Annotated in this window: 16 protein-coding genes; 4 read left to right on the top strand and 12 right to left on the bottom strand. The window is 39.1% G+C overall.

The window, feature by feature from the left end; all coding sequences use genetic code 11:
• The 9 genes from A0J48_RS23135 to A0J48_RS23175 all read right to left on the bottom strand — a co-directional run.
• Positions 1-152: AAA family ATPase (locus A0J48_RS23135; protein WP_200326938.1), on the bottom strand; the 152-nt coding region annotated here is incomplete at its 3' end.
• A gap of 115 nt (positions 153-267) precedes the next feature.
• The gene (locus A0J48_RS23140; protein WP_200326939.1) at positions 268-1,176 is read right to left on the bottom strand and encodes an AAA family ATPase; all 909 of its coding nucleotides are present in this window, start codon (positions 1,174-1,176) and stop codon (positions 268-270) included.
• Positions 1,177-1,390: 214 nt separating this feature from the next.
• On the bottom strand, positions 1,391-2,491 hold the full coding sequence (locus A0J48_RS23145) for a bifunctional riboflavin kinase/FAD synthetase (RefSeq protein ID WP_200326940.1): 1,101 nt from the start codon (positions 2,489-2,491) through the stop codon (positions 1,391-1,393).
• Positions 2,492-2,757: 266 nt separating this feature from the next.
• The gene (locus A0J48_RS23150) at positions 2,758-3,651 is read right to left on the bottom strand and encodes an MBL fold metallo-hydrolase (RefSeq protein WP_200326941.1); all 894 of its coding nucleotides are present in this window, start codon (positions 3,649-3,651) and stop codon (positions 2,758-2,760) included.
• Between the two features lie 363 nt (positions 3,652-4,014).
• Positions 4,015-4,812, bottom strand: coding sequence for a 5'/3'-nucleotidase SurE (gene surE / locus A0J48_RS23155; RefSeq protein WP_200326942.1), 798 nt, complete (start codon positions 4,810-4,812; stop codon positions 4,015-4,017).
• Positions 4,813-5,155: 343 nt separating this feature from the next.
• Positions 5,156-5,953: a hypothetical protein gene (locus A0J48_RS23160; RefSeq protein ID WP_200326943.1), complete on the bottom strand. Its 798-nt coding sequence runs from the start codon at positions 5,951-5,953 to the stop codon at positions 5,156-5,158.
• 232 nt (positions 5,954-6,185) lie between these two features.
• A complete protein-coding gene (locus A0J48_RS23165) occupies positions 6,186-6,548 on the bottom strand; it encodes a four-helix bundle copper-binding protein (RefSeq protein WP_200326944.1) in 363 nt (120 codons plus the stop codon).
• A gap of 409 nt (positions 6,549-6,957) precedes the next feature.
• Positions 6,958-8,094, bottom strand: a complete 1,137-nt coding sequence (locus tag A0J48_RS23170) for a cystathionine gamma-synthase (protein WP_200326945.1) — start codon at positions 8,092-8,094, stop codon at positions 6,958-6,960.
• A 182-nt stretch (positions 8,095-8,276) separates the two neighbouring features.
• On the bottom strand, positions 8,277-9,635 hold the full coding sequence (locus A0J48_RS23175) for a cystathionine beta-synthase (RefSeq protein ID WP_200326946.1): 1,359 nt from the start codon (positions 9,633-9,635) through the stop codon (positions 8,277-8,279).
• Between the two features lie 26 nt (positions 9,636-9,661).
• On the opposite strand from A0J48_RS23175, the gene A0J48_RS23180 reads away from it, so the two are divergent.
• Positions 9,662-10,084, top strand: a complete 423-nt coding sequence (locus A0J48_RS23180) for a hypothetical protein (protein ID WP_200326947.1) — start codon at positions 9,662-9,664, stop codon at positions 10,082-10,084.
• A 66-nt stretch (positions 10,085-10,150) separates the two neighbouring features.
• Positions 10,151-10,333, top strand: a complete 183-nt coding sequence (locus A0J48_RS23185; protein WP_200326948.1) for a hypothetical protein — start codon at positions 10,151-10,153, stop codon at positions 10,331-10,333.
• A gap of 233 nt (positions 10,334-10,566) precedes the next feature.
• On the opposite strand, the gene A0J48_RS23190 is transcribed toward A0J48_RS23185, so the two are convergent.
• A complete protein-coding gene (locus A0J48_RS23190; protein WP_200326949.1) occupies positions 10,567-10,983 on the bottom strand; it encodes a response regulator in 417 nt (138 codons plus the stop codon).
• 270 nt (positions 10,984-11,253) lie between these two features.
• Entirely contained in the window at positions 11,254-13,419 is a 2,166-nt protein-coding gene (ppk1, locus tag A0J48_RS23195; RefSeq protein WP_200326950.1) for a polyphosphate kinase 1, read from the bottom strand.
• Positions 13,420-13,739: 320 nt separating this feature from the next.
• On the opposite strand from ppk1, the gene A0J48_RS23200 reads away from it, so the two are divergent.
• On the top strand, positions 13,740-15,101 hold the full coding sequence (locus A0J48_RS23200; RefSeq protein ID WP_200326951.1) for a sensor histidine kinase: 1,362 nt from the start codon (positions 13,740-13,742) through the stop codon (positions 15,099-15,101).
• Positions 15,102-15,183: 82 nt separating this feature from the next.
• On the opposite strand, the gene A0J48_RS23205 is transcribed toward A0J48_RS23200, so the two are convergent.
• The gene (locus A0J48_RS23205) at positions 15,184-15,540 is read right to left on the bottom strand and encodes a hypothetical protein (protein ID WP_200326952.1); all 357 of its coding nucleotides are present in this window, start codon (positions 15,538-15,540) and stop codon (positions 15,184-15,186) included.
• A gap of 736 nt (positions 15,541-16,276) precedes the next feature.
• Between A0J48_RS23205 and A0J48_RS27800 the strand changes: the two genes are divergently transcribed.
• Positions 16,277-16,828, top strand: coding sequence for a DUF2267 domain-containing protein (locus tag A0J48_RS27800; protein WP_200326953.1), 552 nt, complete (start codon positions 16,277-16,279; stop codon positions 16,826-16,828).
• Positions 16,829-16,866: the final 38 nt, after the last annotated feature.

Below are 16,866 nucleotides of genomic sequence, written 5' to 3' on the forward strand. Positions count from 1 at the left end.
AATAAATCCTCTCTTAGTGATTTAAAAAAGTAAATTAATTTAGCAATAGTGCTTTTACCACTAGCTTGCTCACCTATCAAAACTAATATTTTTCTGACTTCAATTTCTGCATATTCAATAGCAGCGAAATTTTTATTAATAATTTTCTGCATGATTATCAAATATCGTTTTATCCAATAAATTTATGATAGTTGTAACAGGCGCAAGATGTGACTAGACAAAAACAAACTTTTACCTCTGTCACCTGTCACCTGTCACCTGTCACCTTTAAGGAATAGCAACTGATCGCAATATTCGATCAACTACAGTTTTAGCATTCCTTCCCCCTCTAGGAATCAAACGATGACAAAGAACATGAGGTGCTAAAAACTTCACATCATCGGGAATAGCATAATCTCGTCCTAAAATATAAGCTAATGCTTGGGTCGCTTTTTGTAATGCCACCGTACCACGGGGACTAACACCCAGAGTAATCTCCTCATCCTGTCTGGTTGTCCGCACCAATTCTAATATGTATTGTTGTAAGGAAGTTTCTACTTTTACCTTTGAGCAGAGTTGACGTAATTCAGCCACCTCATCCAAAGTAATACAAGGCTGCAAATCAGCTAATTGAATCCCATTATCTAGATTTTGCAACATTTGTAATTCATCTGACTCTGAAGGATAACCCAAACTCAAAGACAACATAAATCGATCCATTTGTGCTTCTGGTAAAGGAAAAGTCCCTTGGTACTCGATGGGGTTTTGAGTAGCAATCACAAAAAAGGGTTGAGGAACTGTGCGAGAGACACCATCTACTGTCACTTGACGTTCTTCCATCACTTCCAGCAAAGCTGACTGGGTGCGGGGAGTAGCACGGTTAATTTCATCAGCTAACAGAACATTGGCAAATATTGGCCCAGGCATAAAAGAAAATTCGCCGCTTTTGGGATTCCAAATATTTGTGCCGGTAATGTCTGTGGGTAGTAAATCGGGTGTACATTGTAGCCGTTGAAATTTACCATCAACAGAACGTGCTAAAGATTTAGCCAGCAGGGTTTTACCAACTCCAGGTACATCTTCTAATAAAGCGTGACCACCACCAAGCAAAGCAACCACCACTAAGCGGATAGCTTCATGTTTACCAACGATGGTACGAGCCAAATTTTGTGTTAAAACGTCGATTTTTTCTCTCATAAGGAAAAGGGAACAGGGGAGATGGGAAGATGGGAACAGGGGAGATGGGAAGATGGGAAGATGGGGAGATGGGGAGATGGGAAGATGGGGAGAATAAAATATTACTTCTGGCCTACTCCCTATTACCTCTTCACTGTCACCTGTCACCTGTCACCTCTTCACTGTCACCTGTCACCTTCTTTTATATACAGTCTTCCCAGGTAATTATCCAAATTCAGTATGTACTTAAAATTTCTCTGGCTATGGTGCAGTCAAGTTGAATTTGGGTTTTTAAGGCTTCTAGGGAAGCAAATTTTTGTTCTGGACGTAAAAATTTTACTAGTTGGACAACTAATTTTTGACTGTATAAATCCTCATACCAATCTAACAGATGTACTTCTACTGCAAAAGTAGTACCATTAACGGTGGGACGAGTGCCGATATTCATTACGCCTAAGTTCTGAGTGGGAGAAGCATCTGGGTTTTGGCTGTGGATGATCACCCGGACTGCATAAACACCTTGACGGGGTAAAAATTTATCTTTTGGTAGTTGCAGGTTAGCGGTGGGAAAACCAATGGTTCTACCTAATTTTTGACCTTGTATGACTACACCAGTTAGGGTATAAGGTCTTCCTAGTAAGCGGTTTGCTTTTTCAATGTCCCCTATTTCCAAGCTTTGACGAATTAATGAAGTGCTAATCCGATTGTCCTCAGTCAGTGTAGTATTTCGGTCACTGTTGGTTGTTGACAAATCGCCTGTATCAGTTTGAATGGGAACAATGGTGACGGGTATATTGTATTTGGCGGCGAGTATTTGCAAATCTTTGGCTGTACCCATGCGCTTTTTGCCAAAACAGAAATCTTCACCAACACTGATTTGTTGACATTGTAGTTGTTGGACAAGTATTTTTTCTACAAAGTCTTGGGGTGAGAGGGCTGATAGTTCTTTATCGAAGGGTAATAATACTAATTGTTCTACTCCAAGCGATCGCAATTGTTCAACTTTTTCATCAAGTGGTGTCAGCAACGCACGGGGTTGTCCTGTAAAAAACTCCTGTGGATGCGGATCAAAGGTGACAACTGTGGAATGTATTCGCTTTGTTTGTGATGCTGGGGGTGTGAGATTCGCGGTCTGAAGGGATGATTTGGCTGCTAAATTCTCCCTGTCCCCCCATCTTTCTTGATCGTTGGTAAATGGCAAAATTGGTTGAATTACCCTTTGATGACCAATATGAACACCATCGAATTTGCCAAGAGCAACAGCAGTTGGTGTTAGTATTCCTTCAGTTGAAGAAGCAACCCACACGGAACACCCATTTTGAGACAAATTTAGCACGTGGATTCTGGGATTTTAGGTTTATTTTAGCCGTCAGCAACAGGCTCTGTCACCTCTATTTTTGCTGGGGTTTTCCACCCTCAGATGTGTAAGAGGTTTCTAGATCCGTTCCTGCTTTGCTGGTGAAACCAAAAAGCTGATCTACCAGTTGTGAACAACCTAACCAAAAGATAGGTTATGGCGCTGTTAGCTATCTGATCACCAATTTAATCTAAAATCTGCAAACACCTCCGATTCTATCTTGTCAGTTTCTCGTATCAGGACGATCAAATTGACTTGCTCACAGGAAATGATTCTGATACAGGATCTAAGACGGGAACTTGCAGAATTAATCCCTCTCTGGCCATGATCGCACCAGGAAATTTCTCAAATGCTTCTTTGCCTACATTGTCCAAGAAATCATCGTTATGGCTAGGATCATGGTGATAAATCACTAAGGTTTTGACATTGGCTGCTTGTGCTATTTTTACAGCTTCTTGCCAAGTAGAATGTCCCCAGCCAATTTTCGGTGATTTTGGCGAATTGTATTCCTCATCCGTATAAGTGGAATCGTAAATCAAGATGTCGGCATTACGGGCAAGCCAGACAACATTTTCGTCTAATTTGTCGGCAAAATGCTCTGTATCTGTGATGTAAACAGCAGCACTACCACGCCAGTTCACTCTATATCCCACTGCTTCACCTGGATGGTTTAAATGCCCGGTTTCTATGATAATGTCATCAATATGGATTGGCTGCCCTGCTTTGATGTTGTGGAAATTTAAATTGGCTTGCATAATCTGCAAGGGTACAGGGAAGTTGGGATGAAGCATCTGGTCATTGAGACGTTGCTCTATGGTTGAACCATCGGGGGCGATCGCTCCGTAAATATGAAATTGATTACCTTTGATAAATGCTGGGCTAAAGAAAGGAAACCCCTGCATATGATCCCAATGGGAGTGTGTGAAAAATATATGACCTTCTACTGGCATTTGAGACAATAAAGATTGACCCAAAACGTGGACTCCCGTACCACAATCAAAAATTAAGCGTTTCCCCCCTACTTGCATAGCCACGCAAGGGGTGTTCCCTCCATAACGGACGGTGTTTGAGCCTGGACAGGGGATACTACCCCGAACGCCCCAAAATTGGACTGTAAATTGATTCTCTATCCTAGACATGGGTGTTAGTTGCTGGACTGAGCGGGCGATCAATCAAAGAAATGCTTCCTATTTTTTTTAGTCTATGGTGTCTTACCATTCTGGTTATATTATGTATTTTAGTAAAAAATCATACCCTATAACCGTTACAAGAAAGTTAAAAATCAAAAGTCATTAGTTTTTGGCTATTGTCATTTAACTTTGGGTTAGCTTATTTTTGCGATTCTGTGATAGGAAACACAAAGTGCTGGACACGGAGTAAACTCTCAATACACCATGATTCAGGTGTAGTCATTTATGCCGATAAAGCTCCTAAATTTATATGGTAAATTTTACTGCGCTTGATTTAATTGACACTATATTCTGAACCTCATACCAAAAAATTTACGGAAATTTAAATTCCCAGGTGGACAGTTGGTGCAGTCCATTGGCATAAGTAAGATTGTATTGCAACGGAGTAATACTAATGAAGTTTTCACGGATAACTTCCACATCAATAGGGATGTTTGACGGTAAATTTAACCCTGATGGCGGTTGTACATCCTCTAAAACCTCTCCAGTTAACCAGTAGTAAGTTTTTCCACGGGGATCAACTCGCTTGTCAAAAACATCAACATAGCGACGCACTCCTTGACGGGTAAGAGTTACTCCCGCTATTTCCTCCCAGGAAATCGGGGGAATGTTGACATTAAGTAACATTAAGTCTGGTAAAGGTTGCACCATCAGGTGGTCAACAAGGAGTTTGGCAAATTTAGCAGCTGGTTGAAAGTCTTTGTGAGTATGACTGGTTAAACTGAGAGCTATACTAGGTATGCCTTCAATTATACCTTCCATTGCTGCGGAAACAGTGCCTGAGTAAAGAATTTCTGTACCTAAATTTGCTCCTTGGTTAATACCAGACAAAACTAAATCAGGTGGTGAATCAAGTAAAGCCCACAAAGCCAATTTTACACAGTCGGATGGTGTACCGTCGCAAGCCCAGGCATTAACAGCAGGATGAAACAGTGATTCCACCATTTCCGCACGAATTGGTTGATGTAGGGTTAATCCATGTCCTGTTGCCGATCGCTCTCTGTCTGGACAAACTACATTTACATTGTGACCCGCTTCTGCCAAGCAGTTGGCTAGGGTGCGGATACCCACAGCAGAAATCCCGTCATCGTTGCTAATTAGTAATTTCATCTGTCATTAGTCATTGGTCATCAGTTACTAGTTATAAGGTATTTAGTCATTAATAATTTGTTCAGGTTCTATTGTCAGTGTTTTTGGTCACAAGGGATAAGGAACTTTCCAGTAAAAAAATATCCCATCGTTTTTAAGAGGATGTTTGAAAAGTCTCTCATGGTGTATCAAAGATTTTCAGATCCCCCTAAATCCCCCTTAATAAGGGGGACTTTGAATCTAGTTCCCCTTAATAAGGGGGTTAGGGGGGATCTAGAAGTGTTGAAAATAACCATCTCAAACTTTTAAAACAACCTCTAAGGCTGGGGATCTGGGGGAGAATAACAACTGACTAATGACCCAATTACTCTATTTCCTCACACCTAACTAAAAGCCTTTCCATCTCTGCTGCTAAAGAAATTAACTCTGTCCAAGAAGAACCAGTGACTAGATTTTGGGCGTGTGCTAAACGGTTTCTGAGATGTTCAGCAGATTTGAGTAACCTTTCACCGGCTCGCTTTGATTTCAGTCCCAACTGCAAAATCAATTCTGTTTGATGTAATATCAAATCTCGTTTATCGCAAAATTGTAAATAATCTAATAAATCAGTAGCTTCGTTTCTTTCCTGACTCTCACGCCATAACTTTTGTGCCGCTTCTATCCTGTCAGGTTTGAGAACTTGTTGCCAAGAATTTTGGGGGTAATAAAGTCTTACTAGTCGTAACAAATTCATTTCCAGCAGAGTTACTAAGCCAAACAGTAACATTCTGACTGGTGCTTTCTGCAAATCGCCACAAGTAATAATGCCAGTAACTTGATTACAGTCCAAAACAAACAATCGTGGTGTTTGTTGCAAAATTGGTAATAACTTCATTAGTGGAGTGGAAATGGCTATCAGTTCTTGAGGATGAAACACCTGCTGATAGTCGCCACATTTACCTGATTTTTTGTTAATTAATGTAGAACGTTGTACATAACCAGTAATTATTTCTTCTGTTTCTACCCCCACCACATCAAAATCTTGTAACTGCATCCAATGTAAAACTTCTGTTACATCAACTTCAGCATCTACGGCTTTCAGGGGTTCGGCTACATATTCTATAGTAATACTGTTCTCAAATAAGCTTCGCAAATCTTGGGAACGGGATTTTAGCTGTTTCATCTGCCGTTAGGTGTAGATCAGCAGAATTAGTATTTCACAAAAGTCTACATGATTACAGTTATCAGTTATCAATTGTCAGTGGCAAAAGGCAAGAGTTTTAAATTAATTTTTCCCCTACACCCTACACCCTGATACAGGGTTTATTTTAAAAAATACTACAAACGCCCAAACTACGTATAGCCTGAGCGTTTATCCATTAGGTTGCAGATCAACTTCTGCGAGTTAAAAATAATTAAGCGGGCATCATTTGCATGGAACGGCAAGCTTCTGCACATCTACGACAAGCAGCAGCACATTCCATCATCTTGCTATCATCTCTCATTTGTTCGCAGGCCATTGCACAGCGATCGCACATTTCCGCACACAACATACAAGTGCGTCCCATGAACTCGGAACCACCCATCATCATGTTCATACACATCATGCACATTTCTGCACAATCGCGCATTATGCCCATCATGCTCATATCCATGTACTTACTGCCTTTGCTCATACAGTAAGTCATGGTTTCCATACAGATTTTATGACAATCCATGCAAGCATTCATACAAATTTGCATTTCATTAGTCATAGATTCAGCCATCATCATCATCATAGGAAATACTCCCCTTTTTTTGATGCCTTACAAAGTCTTTGGTTGGACTAATTACAACACTAATTCCAAATTTTTAAAGCGTCAATGGGATATTCAACCCTCAGTTGATCAGCTAAGAATTCCTATATAATTAGGGGATTTTTTTGAGATAATCACACATAAATTGGTGATGTTTTTGAGAAATTCGGACTAAATAAGGACTGCAAACCCCGGTTTAAAAGGGGAGATTTAGCCAACTATTAAGCTTTGATTTTAAATATCTCTCTTCATGTCTATTTGTCACATAACATTAACATCATTATTCCCTGATAAAAGCTGTCAAAGAAAATTGATAAATTTTATAAAGACAGAAGTTTTTAACTTTTACTAATTAACTTCTGCCTTTTTTCCTCTATCTGATGACTTATTTTTAAGACAGAGAATTTTCTAAATCTGCTTGCAAATCTAGGTAGTGTTCAATTCCTACTGACAACCTGACTAAATTGTCCTTAATACCCCGTTTCAATCTTTCTGTTTCTGGTAGTGAACCATGAGTCATTTTGGCAGGATAGCAAAGAAGTGATTCAACTCCTCCCAAACTCTCAGCTAAAATAAATAACCGCAGTCGAGAAGCAAATTTTTCCACTTCTGCAAAACCACCTTTTAATTCCAAACTAATCATCCCTCCAAAGCCAGACATTTGTGATTTTGCTAGGTGATATTGTTCATGACTGGGTAAACCTGGATAGTAAATGCGTTCAACTTTGGGGTGTTGTTCTAAAAATTGGGCTAGAAATATCGCGTTTTTTTCATGTTCGCGCATTCTCACAGCTAAGGTTTTAATTCCCCGTAATACTAACCAGCTATCAAAAGGACTAGGAACTGCACCAATAGCATTTTGATAAAATTTGAGTTGCTGATATATTTCTTCGTGAGAGGTAATGACTGCACCACCAATAATATCGCTATGTCCACTGAGATATTTAGTTGTACTATGAACAACGATATCAACACCTAAATTTAAAGGCTGTTGAAAATAGGGACTAGCAAAGGTATTATCAACTACTAAAATTAAATTGTGTTCATGGGCAAGTTTTGCTAATGCAGGGATATCAATAATTTTCAGTAAGGGATTTGTTGGCGTTTCAATCCAAATCAATTTAGTATTGGGTTGAATCGCAGTTTCAAAATCATTGATATTATCAATATCGACATAGGTAGTTGTCACACCCCAATTTTTAATTACTTTTTCTAATAGTCGATAAGTTCCTCCATACAAATCATCGCCAGCAACTATGTGATCACCTGTTTTGAGAAGACTTAAAACGGTTGTGGTAGCGGCTAAACCAGAAGCAAATGCTAAACCATATCTGCCATTTTCTAAAGCTGCTAATGCTTCTTCTAAGGCTTGACGGGTGGGGTTGCCTGTGCGTGAATATTCAAATCCTTTATGCTGACCAATTGCTTCTTGCTGATAGGTGGAAGTTAAGTAAATTGGGGTGATTACTGCTCCTGTTTGTGGGTCTGGTTGTTGTCCTTCATGAATTGCTTTAGTTTCAAATTCCATTTTTTTTGCCTTAATTATTTGTGGTTTTACTACCTTCGTATTTAAATAATCATTTTTAAATGAACCATGAAGGCGCGTTCACCGAAGGTGTTCCCGAAGGGTAGGACACGAAGGAAGAAGAAAAGAAGAAAAGAAGATTGGTAATTTTATAGTGGTAATTACGAATTACGAATTACGAATTACTAATTATTCTGTCCTATCCAGTAGCGAATTAAATCGGCTCTAGTTATTAAGCCAATGGGGATATCATGGCGTGTAATGATAATTCCTGTTGTACCTGATAATAGAACTCTGTAGGCTTCGGAAATATCAACTTCTTCATCCAGTAATGGCAATGGTTTACCCATGACTGCGGAAACTTCTTGATTAGAAAAGTTAATCCCGTCATGTAAACATTTCATTAATGATGCTTCATTTAAACTTCCTAGGACATGATGATTATCAATTACAGGTAATTGGGAAATGTTGAGTTTTTGTAATAAGCTGGTCGCTGTGCTTAAGGTGTCACGAGGACTCACTGCCACAATATCAGGAAAGTCTGTTTTGTGTGAAAGAATTTCCCCAACTTTGATAGTTCTTGCTTTTGTTCCTTCCCAAAAACCATTTTCTTGCATCCAGGCATCAGAATAAATTTTGTTGATGTAGTTTCTACCTGTATCTGGTAGCAGGACAACAATATTTTTGGGTTCGGTTAATCTCGCTGCATATTGAAGGGCGGCTGCTACTGCTGTTCCACAAGAACCTCCTACTAATAAACCTTCTTCTCTTGCTAAACGTCGTGCCATATTAAAGGATTCTTTATCACTGACACGCACCATTTCATCGACTAGTTGACGATTAAATGTTTTGGGAATAAAGTCTTCACCAATTCCTTCAACTTTATAAGATTTGGGGCTATCTCCAGATAAAATTGAACCTTCAGGATCTGCACCAACAATAATAATATGAAGATTTTGTTCTTTGAGATATTTGGCTACTCCTGAAATTGTCCCTCCTGTTCCCATCCCAGCAACGAAAACATCTATTTTCCCTTCACTATCTGCCCAAATTTCTGGGCCTGTAGTTAAGTAATGGGCAAGGGGGTTATTGGGGTTTTCAAATTGATTTGGTCTGTACGCACCAGGAATTTCTTTGGCTAGTCTTTCTGCTACACCGTTGTAACTTTCTGGTGAGTCGGGAGGTACGGATGTGGGTGTGACTACAACTTCTGCACCGTAAGCTTTCAGTAGGTTGATTTTATCCTGACTCATTTTATCGGGCATGACAAATATGCAACGATATTTTTTCACAGCTGCGACAAGTGCCAGTCCAACTCCTGTGTTACCAGCAGTAGCTTCGATAATTGTTCCCCCTGGTTGTAATAATCCTGATTTTTCTGCTGCTTCCACCATCGCTAAAGCTATTCTATCTTTGGTACTACCACCAGGGTTGAGATATTCGACTTTAGTGTAAATAGTGGAGGAGATATTTTCTGTTACCGAGTGGAGTTTGACTAATGGAGTTCTGCCGATCGCTTGTAAGATGTGATTATAAGTTGCCATGATGCCGACCTATAACTGAGGAAAGGTTGATTTTTGTTGGTCTTTCATTTTTGGATGTTGCTGGCAAAGGAACTGCTTCCAAGTACGCCACGCTCCAAAACTTATCCGTTCGGCTGACGCTCACGGCGAAGCCTCAAGGGTTTTCAGCCTTTTTTCTTATAAGAAAATCGCGCCGGAAACTGTGCGATCGCCGGGGTGAAAGTGGTGATATTTCCAAAAGCAAAGTATCTGGTGTTAGTGCAGTGAGCAGAAAAGCGTTATGGCAATGGGTATTTTCTTCGGTCGAACCTGCCCACCGTCGTCATCGCACACCATCACTACTAGTCAGACGGAAGATTGAAAGCAAGGATGAGTATGAGTTGATTCATTTAGGTGTATGGATTGACAAGGAAAAAAATTTGGTGTACCTTTGGCATTGGTTAGGAATAGAGCTTCGGCAAAGGCTGTGAAGTTGCTGTTCAAAAAAAATGGTAAATGTCTTAGGCTGAAGATAGTTTAAGATTGGGAATACCAAAATGGATCTGCAAACCATCAAAGAAAGAATTGCCTCAGTGCAAAGCAAACGTGAGTACCTGCTAAGTTTGTTGGAACAACCGAACTTGGGAACTTTGAGAGTTGATGTCAATCAAGCTTTGGAAGAATTAGATGATTTAATTGATGAGTCACAACGTATAATTCCACAAGCGGACAGTAATTAAACTGTTAAAAGCATAAAATAACAATTACGTCGGTAGAATCGTAAAATTACGTAAAACCGACGATTATTGCTTTTTTGACACTCCCCGGTCTAAAGACACACCTTCTTAAAATCCCAAGAAGATTTCAAGAAGGCATTCCGGGGTTTTCATCCTATTTATTTATTTATAAATTTTTTGTGTTTCTATAAATCTCATGCCGCACAAACCCAATTCAAAATCCAAAATGGTGTGATTTAACCTAAAGCGGAGTTTTTGGCGGCACGTTGGCCTAATTTTCTAACTAAGGCTATGAGTTCATTTGTAGAAGCATCTTTTTTGCAAACTTCATCAAAGGTAGGCATTGCTTTTGTTTGTTGTAAATATTTGTCCTCTATAGAAGAATAAGCCAAAATCTGAGTATTTGGAGATATGGATTTGATATGACCAGATGCACACCAACCGTCCATGACTGGCATCTGTAAATCTAGAACAATGACATCAGGTTGGGAAAATTTGACCATTTCTATAGCTTCTTGACCATTACTAGCTAAACCTACAACTTGGATATTTTCTTGGCAAGAAAAAGCTAATTGTAGGCTTAAGCGAGTTAGCTCATGATCATCAACTAATAGAACGCGCAAGGAAGAAGACTCACAGGACAAAATTAACATTCCCGGCTACAAAATATTACATTTAAGATTGTCTATAGTGTATGGGAAGATGTGCCTGTTTTGACTCTATCCTAAGGGTGAATAATGATCGTTATATTATGAAGTCATGATGAAGATTTTGTCCAAAAATCGACCAAAAAATAAGTTTTTATCAAAAAAGCAGAAGTTAATACAGTTAAAAGGCTTTTAGTGTCTACGTTTTATCATCTGTTGATGTCCTCAGCACCTTGGCTGTTGTTCTATGTTCAGCTTTTTTAAACTTATGAGATTTTAACTCATGTTTGTAGAGCGTAATGCCATAGACATGAGCATTTTTTGGGAATTGGCTTCTGGACAATTATCACAAGGTCGTCTTTGGATATAACTGCCATCAGGTTGCAATTCCCAAGCTTGACGGTTATCTGCCAACATAATGCCGAGGATTTCTTGTAAATCTTTAGCAATATCTTGGTCTTTAATAGGAGTAATTACTTCCACACGACGGTCGAGATTGCGACGCATCCAGTCAGCACTGCCAATATAAATTTCTTCTTGGCTATTGTTGTAGAAGTAAAAAATGCGGGAGTGTTCTAAAAATCGACCGATAATGCTGATGACGCGAATATTTTCACTGATGTCTTTGAGTCCAGGACGTAAGCAGCATATACCCCGGATAATTAGATCAATCTGCACACCAGCACGGGAAGCTGCATATAAAGTAGTGATAATTTCTGGATCGACAAGGGCATTCATTTTGGCAACGATGCGGCCAGAAAAGCCATTTTGGACATTTTCAATTTCTCGCTGAATAAGTTGGAGAAAGCGATCGCGCATATTCACAGGTGCAACTAAGATTTCTCGATAGGATTTTTGCAGAGAATATCCTGTCAAGAAGTTAAACACATCTGTTAAATCTGCACCCAGTTCTTCACGACAACTTAACAAGCCTAAATCTGTATATAATCGTGCAGTTTTGGGATTATAATTGCCAGTGCCGATATGTACATAACGGCGCATCCGGTCTTTTTCTCGCCTTACCACCAATACAATTTTGCTATGGGTTTTGAGACCAACTAAACCATAAACAACATGAACACCAACTTTTTCTAAACGTCTAGCCCAGTAAATATTATTCTCTTCATCAAACCGCGCTTTCAATTCCACTAATACAGAAACTTGTTTACCATTTTCTGCCGCAGCAATTAAAGCATTAACTATGGGTGAATCACCAGAAGTCCGGTAAAGAGTCATTTTAATTGCTAATACATTTGGGTCCCATGCTGCATGAGTAATAAATCTTTCTACTGTGCCGGAAAATGATTGATAGGGATGGTGGACTAGCAAATCTTTTTCTCTAATAATGGAGAAAAAATCTTTCCCTTCTTCTAGTTCCAATGAATCTGGATCTATATTTGGTTCTCTGAGACGTTGTAAGCGATGAGGAACAACAGATTGACGTGGTGGGTCTTTGAGTTCGGGTAATGGTAAAGCCATAAAATACATCAAGTCTCGCAGTCCCAATAAACCATCTACTTGGTACACATCATTTTCTGTGAGTTCCAAATCTTGCAACAAGCGACAACGTAATATTTCTGGTGTTTGGGATTTAATTTCTAACCTAACTGGAGTCCCACCCATGCGACGTTTGCGGAGTTCTTGTTCAATAGCTAATAACAAATCATCTGCTTCGTCTTCTTCTAATTCTAGGTCTGCATCACGAGTAATGCGGAAAGGGTGACATTCTTGAATATTCATCCCTGGAAACAGGTGTTCTAAATTGTGTGCGATCGCCTGTTCTAAAGGTACACCTGTCCAGTAAACTGGTTTACCATTGTTTTGAATTCCTAATTCTGAAGGTAAAGGTAGAAATCGTGGTAAAACACTAGGAACTTTGACTCTGGCAAAAAATTCTTCTTCTGTTTCTGGGTTTTTCACCACCACAGCCAAATTCAAACTGAGATTAGAAATATAAGGAAAAGGATGACTAGGATCAACAGCTAGAGGAGTGAGAACGGGAAAAATTTGTTCTTTAAAATAGTTATCCAGATAACTGCGTTGTTTGGAATTCAGTTCTATGTAGTCTAGAATGTAAATTCCCTGATTAACTAATAAAGGTTGTAGAACTTGCTCAAACTGTTCATTTTGTTTTATAACCAAAGGACTCAGGTGTGAGCGAATATCATCTAGTTGTTGTTGTGGTGTCCGACCATCGGGAGTTAAGAGGTTGACTTTTGCTTCGACCTGTTGCTTTAAGGCTGCAACCCGCACCATAAAGAACTCATCTAAATTGGAACTGAAAATAGCTAAAAATTTGAGGCGTTCTAGTAATGGAGTTCTTTGATCACAAGCCTCATGCAATACTCTACTATTGAACTGTAGCCAGCTTAATTCGCGGTTGATATAGTATTGTGAATCACTGAGATTAATGGTAGGATTAGTTTTTTTGGGTTTTGGCATAATTACTTAGAGGCTTGTAGATGTCATGCAGCAAACTGGAGAAGATTTAAAGCAGGAGTCAGAAGTGAGAATTAAAACCCCTTTAATACTTGATGATTTTTGATGAAAATCTTGTACCTCATCTATCTGCAATATGCTTTAACTTAATTAATTTAAGTAATATAGTGAGTTTTGGTTAAGAGATAATTAACAACACGGAAATATAGCAATTGTCAGTTGGGCAAAAATAGTAATTAACATCAAACTTAGATACCACAAGACTTTCAGCCTTTTTTCCCTGTTCCTTGTTCCCTGTTCCCTGTTCCCTGTTCCCTGATCTAATGTTTCAAGCAACTCGTCGTCGTCTTGCCCTTTGGTACACTGCTATTACTGCTATCTTACTACTCCTATTTGCCACTGGAGTTTATTTATATGTTCGCAGTACATTGGTAGAACGGGTGGATGATACATTAAATCATGTAGTGGAAGTGGTAGAACGTTCACTGGTAATTGAACCTGTTAACTTCCGACCAGATAAACTCCGTGTAAATGTAGAAGCGAGTTTTCGCAACAATGCTGATACGGCAGAAGATGACCACATTGACTTAGAATGGTTTAGCCCCACTGGTGAATTACGCTGGTCAACGTTTTCTGAACCTTTAAATATTCCTATTCATGGTAATCGTATTGGTGAAACTGTGCGTGTGGTGGGTATGGGGGGATGGGGAGACTCAGAACTGTTATTGCGTCAAGTTACCCATCGGGTAGAAATGGGGAGACAGGTTTTAGGATATCTGCGGGTAAGTCATCCTTGGTTTGAAGTTACTAAACCCAGTCGTCAGTTAATTTTTGATTTGGGTTTGGGTAGTTTGTTAATGGTGCTTTCGGTAGCTGCGAGTGGTTGGTTTCTGTCTGGAAAAGCAATGGAACCTGTAGGTGAATCTTACCAACGTCTCAAGCAATTTACCGCTGATGCTTCCCATGAACTGAGAAGTCCTATTGCTTTGATTCAAACTAATGTCCAAGTAGCACTAGCTGATTTAGACTTAGAAACTAGTAGTATTGCTAATTATCGCCAACAATTAAAATTAGTAGAACGATTAACCCAGCGTTTGGGTAGATTGGTCAATGATTTATTATTTCTAGCACGACAAGACAGTGGAATTAGCCAAGAAGTTTTTTCACCTTGTCCCCTGGATGGGTTGTTGATGGAAGTTGTGGAAGAACAACAACTGGTAGCTAAAGAAAAAGAAATTACCTTAACTCTGAATTTAGTTGATCCTCCAGGGGAAATTGACCCAGAATTACAAGAAAATTGGTTTACTTTGCTGGGAAATTGGGATCAACTGGTGCGGTTATGTACAAATTTAATTGGTAATGCTTTGCAATATACACCAACTCAGGGAAATGTACAGGTAGAGTTAATACGAATTTCGGGAATGCGTTATGGTGTTTCTTGTTTACAAATTAAGGTCAGTGATACGGGAGTTGGTATTCCTGATGAGTTTTTACCACGCTTGTTTGATCGATTTTATCGTGTAGATCCAGCGCGTACCCATCAAAGTCGGGAAAGTAGAACTGGTTCAGGTTTGGGACTGGCGATCGCTCAAGCTATTGTAGAACATCATCAAGGACAAATTCAAGTTGAAAGTGTTGTTGGTAAAGGTACTACTTTTACTGTGATTTTACCAATTATTGTATGAGTTTAGAGAAAAGAGTTTCCTATATTGCTCCTATCTCTTAAAGTACAGGCTTAAATTGAAACCACTCGCAAAACAGAAATCATTACCTAATAAATTTTCCAATCATAAAACCAATGATTAAAGCAGTTAACTCATAAGAACCAATGAGAAAAGATATCACGATCAGCATTGCCAAAGTTGCTAATACAGGATTATCTTGCCGTTTGGCACTGAGTAAAGCACCTTTGTACTCAACAAATTCTTCCAGATATTTTTCCCGTGTTAGTTCACGACCTAACTCATATTTTCTAGCACTTTCTCGTGCCAAAAAATAACCACCTAGCACAGACAAACCTAAAAGTATTAATACCTTGGCAATAAATATGTTTCTATTTGACTTTTTGAGGGTCAAAGTCACACTGTCTTCAGGACGCTGCTGGGGCGGTTCTGTATAATCCATAGTCTAATATCCTTATCACCTTAGATTTATACGTAAGCAAAGTAATTTTTTACGTTTTTACTTTACAAAACTTTATATACTTTAATTTCATTGAGCCGACCTATTTAGCAGGGTGCATTAGGCTAGATAATTTTGCTAAAATCAACTATTTTCAACGTTTGACGCTGGCATAAGCTATATGTCTGTTCTCATCCGACTGACAACCAGCATAGTTAAATATATTCGATATTTGTTTCCTGTGGTAGAGGGAGACAAATATATTTACTTATTAGTGTAGATATATAGCAGAAGGCAGGAGGCATAGGGCAGGAGTCCGGAGCAAAAGCCTTGTTATATCTACGTTTCAAGGATTAATAATGTCCTAATTATCCTGGCTACAGCTATGGTTCAACATAAGAGATAAAAATTTTCAAGAAAAATGCCAATTAATATCAGAAAAGATGTTACTTACACTTTACTCAAGAAGATCAACGAAACTGGAAAGGGAATGCATGAAGTTCACTTTCATCAAGGGGATTTTCCCGGACATCAAATTACTATAGCTGATTTTTTAGGACATTTAGATTATTTAAACCAAAAGCATTATATAAACGCAGAGTTTACAGGTAATGCCTATGCAACTCAAGAAGATGTTCCTGATTTCGTTAATCCCCAGGAATTTGATTTGCGAGTTGCCAATACTTATGGCGCACCGGATGGGCCTTTACCGCATTTGATTACTTTTAAAAAAGCGGAAATGACTGACAAGGGAAAGAAACTCTTAGAAAAGTTAGAAGTGAATCCTCCAACAGTATCAGAAGAAAAACCAGCCGTAGCTATTGCTGATAAAGATTTGCCTTTTTTAGAAAAAGTCATGGCTAAAAGTGGTTTAACAGATATTTTTGATGCACGGGATTTAACAGAAGTTGTTTTCCGGGTAATGCGCGATTTAATGACAACGGAAGCTGCTGACAGAGTGGAAGCTGAATTACACGAACCAGCAGAAATAACTAAAGATAAATCTCTGCAACTAGAAATTGCTGATTTATGGCATGACACTAATCCAATTGTCGCGTTTTTAAGCCGAGTGCGTCCACCTTTACAACCGACAGGTATTTTTAGAGGAATTGATAGTGAACGCTTTTTATTTAGAGTAGAAAGTGAAGGGGGAATGCCACCTAATGTCAATGCAGAACAAGTAATAAAAGCTGTATTTTCGGCAACTAAAGATGAATTATCACCAGAACGAATTCAAGAAGTTGCTACCTGGTTGCCTGATAGAATTCGTCAATTTTGGGAACAAGCTTAAGAAGGGGGTAAGGGTATAGGGGTGTAGGGGTGTAGGGG

The organism is Sphaerospermopsis aphanizomenoides BCCUSP55, assembly GCF_001586785.1.
Lineage (GTDB): Bacteria > Cyanobacteriota > Cyanobacteriia > Cyanobacteriales > Nostocaceae > Sphaerospermopsis_A > Sphaerospermopsis_A aphanizomenoides_A.

What these genes read in the sequence shown, in the direction of transcription:
- A0J48_RS23140 (WP_200326939.1), bottom strand. Translation starts at nt 1,176, where the DNA reads ATGAGAGAAAAAATCGACGTTTTAACACAAAATTTGGCTCGTACCATC.
- A0J48_RS23170 (WP_200326945.1), bottom strand. Translation starts at nt 8,094, where the DNA reads ATGGAATTTGAAACTAAAGCAATTCATGAAGGACAACAACCAGACCCA.
- A0J48_RS23150 (WP_200326941.1), bottom strand. Translation starts at nt 3,651, where the DNA reads ATGTCTAGGATAGAGAATCAATTTACAGTCCAATTTTGGGGCGTTCGG.
- A0J48_RS23185 (WP_200326948.1), top strand. Translation starts at nt 10,151, where the DNA reads ATGGATCTGCAAACCATCAAAGAAAGAATTGCCTCAGTGCAAAGCAAA.
- A0J48_RS23200 (WP_200326951.1), top strand. Translation starts at nt 13,740, where the DNA reads ATGTTTCAAGCAACTCGTCGTCGTCTTGCCCTTTGGTACACTGCTATT.
- A0J48_RS23205 (WP_200326952.1), bottom strand. Translation starts at nt 15,540, where the DNA reads ATGGATTATACAGAACCGCCCCAGCAGCGTCCTGAAGACAGTGTGACT.
- A0J48_RS23190 (WP_200326949.1), bottom strand. Translation starts at nt 10,983, where the DNA reads ATGTTAATTTTGTCCTGTGAGTCTTCTTCCTTGCGCGTTCTATTAGTT.
- A0J48_RS27800 (WP_200326953.1), top strand. Translation starts at nt 16,277, where the DNA reads ATGACTGACAAGGGAAAGAAACTCTTAGAAAAGTTAGAAGTGAATCCT.
- ppk1 (WP_200326950.1), bottom strand. Translation starts at nt 13,419, where the DNA reads ATGCCAAAACCCAAAAAAACTAATCCTACCATTAATCTCAGTGATTCA.
- A0J48_RS23175 (WP_200326946.1), bottom strand. Translation starts at nt 9,635, where the DNA reads ATGGCAACTTATAATCACATCTTACAAGCGATCGGCAGAACTCCATTA.
- A0J48_RS23160 (WP_200326943.1), bottom strand. Translation starts at nt 5,953, where the DNA reads ATGAAACAGCTAAAATCCCGTTCCCAAGATTTGCGAAGCTTATTTGAG.
- A0J48_RS23165 (WP_200326944.1), bottom strand. Translation starts at nt 6,548, where the DNA reads ATGATGATGATGATGGCTGAATCTATGACTAATGAAATGCAAATTTGT.
- surE (WP_200326942.1), bottom strand. Translation starts at nt 4,812, where the DNA reads ATGAAATTACTAATTAGCAACGATGACGGGATTTCTGCTGTGGGTATC.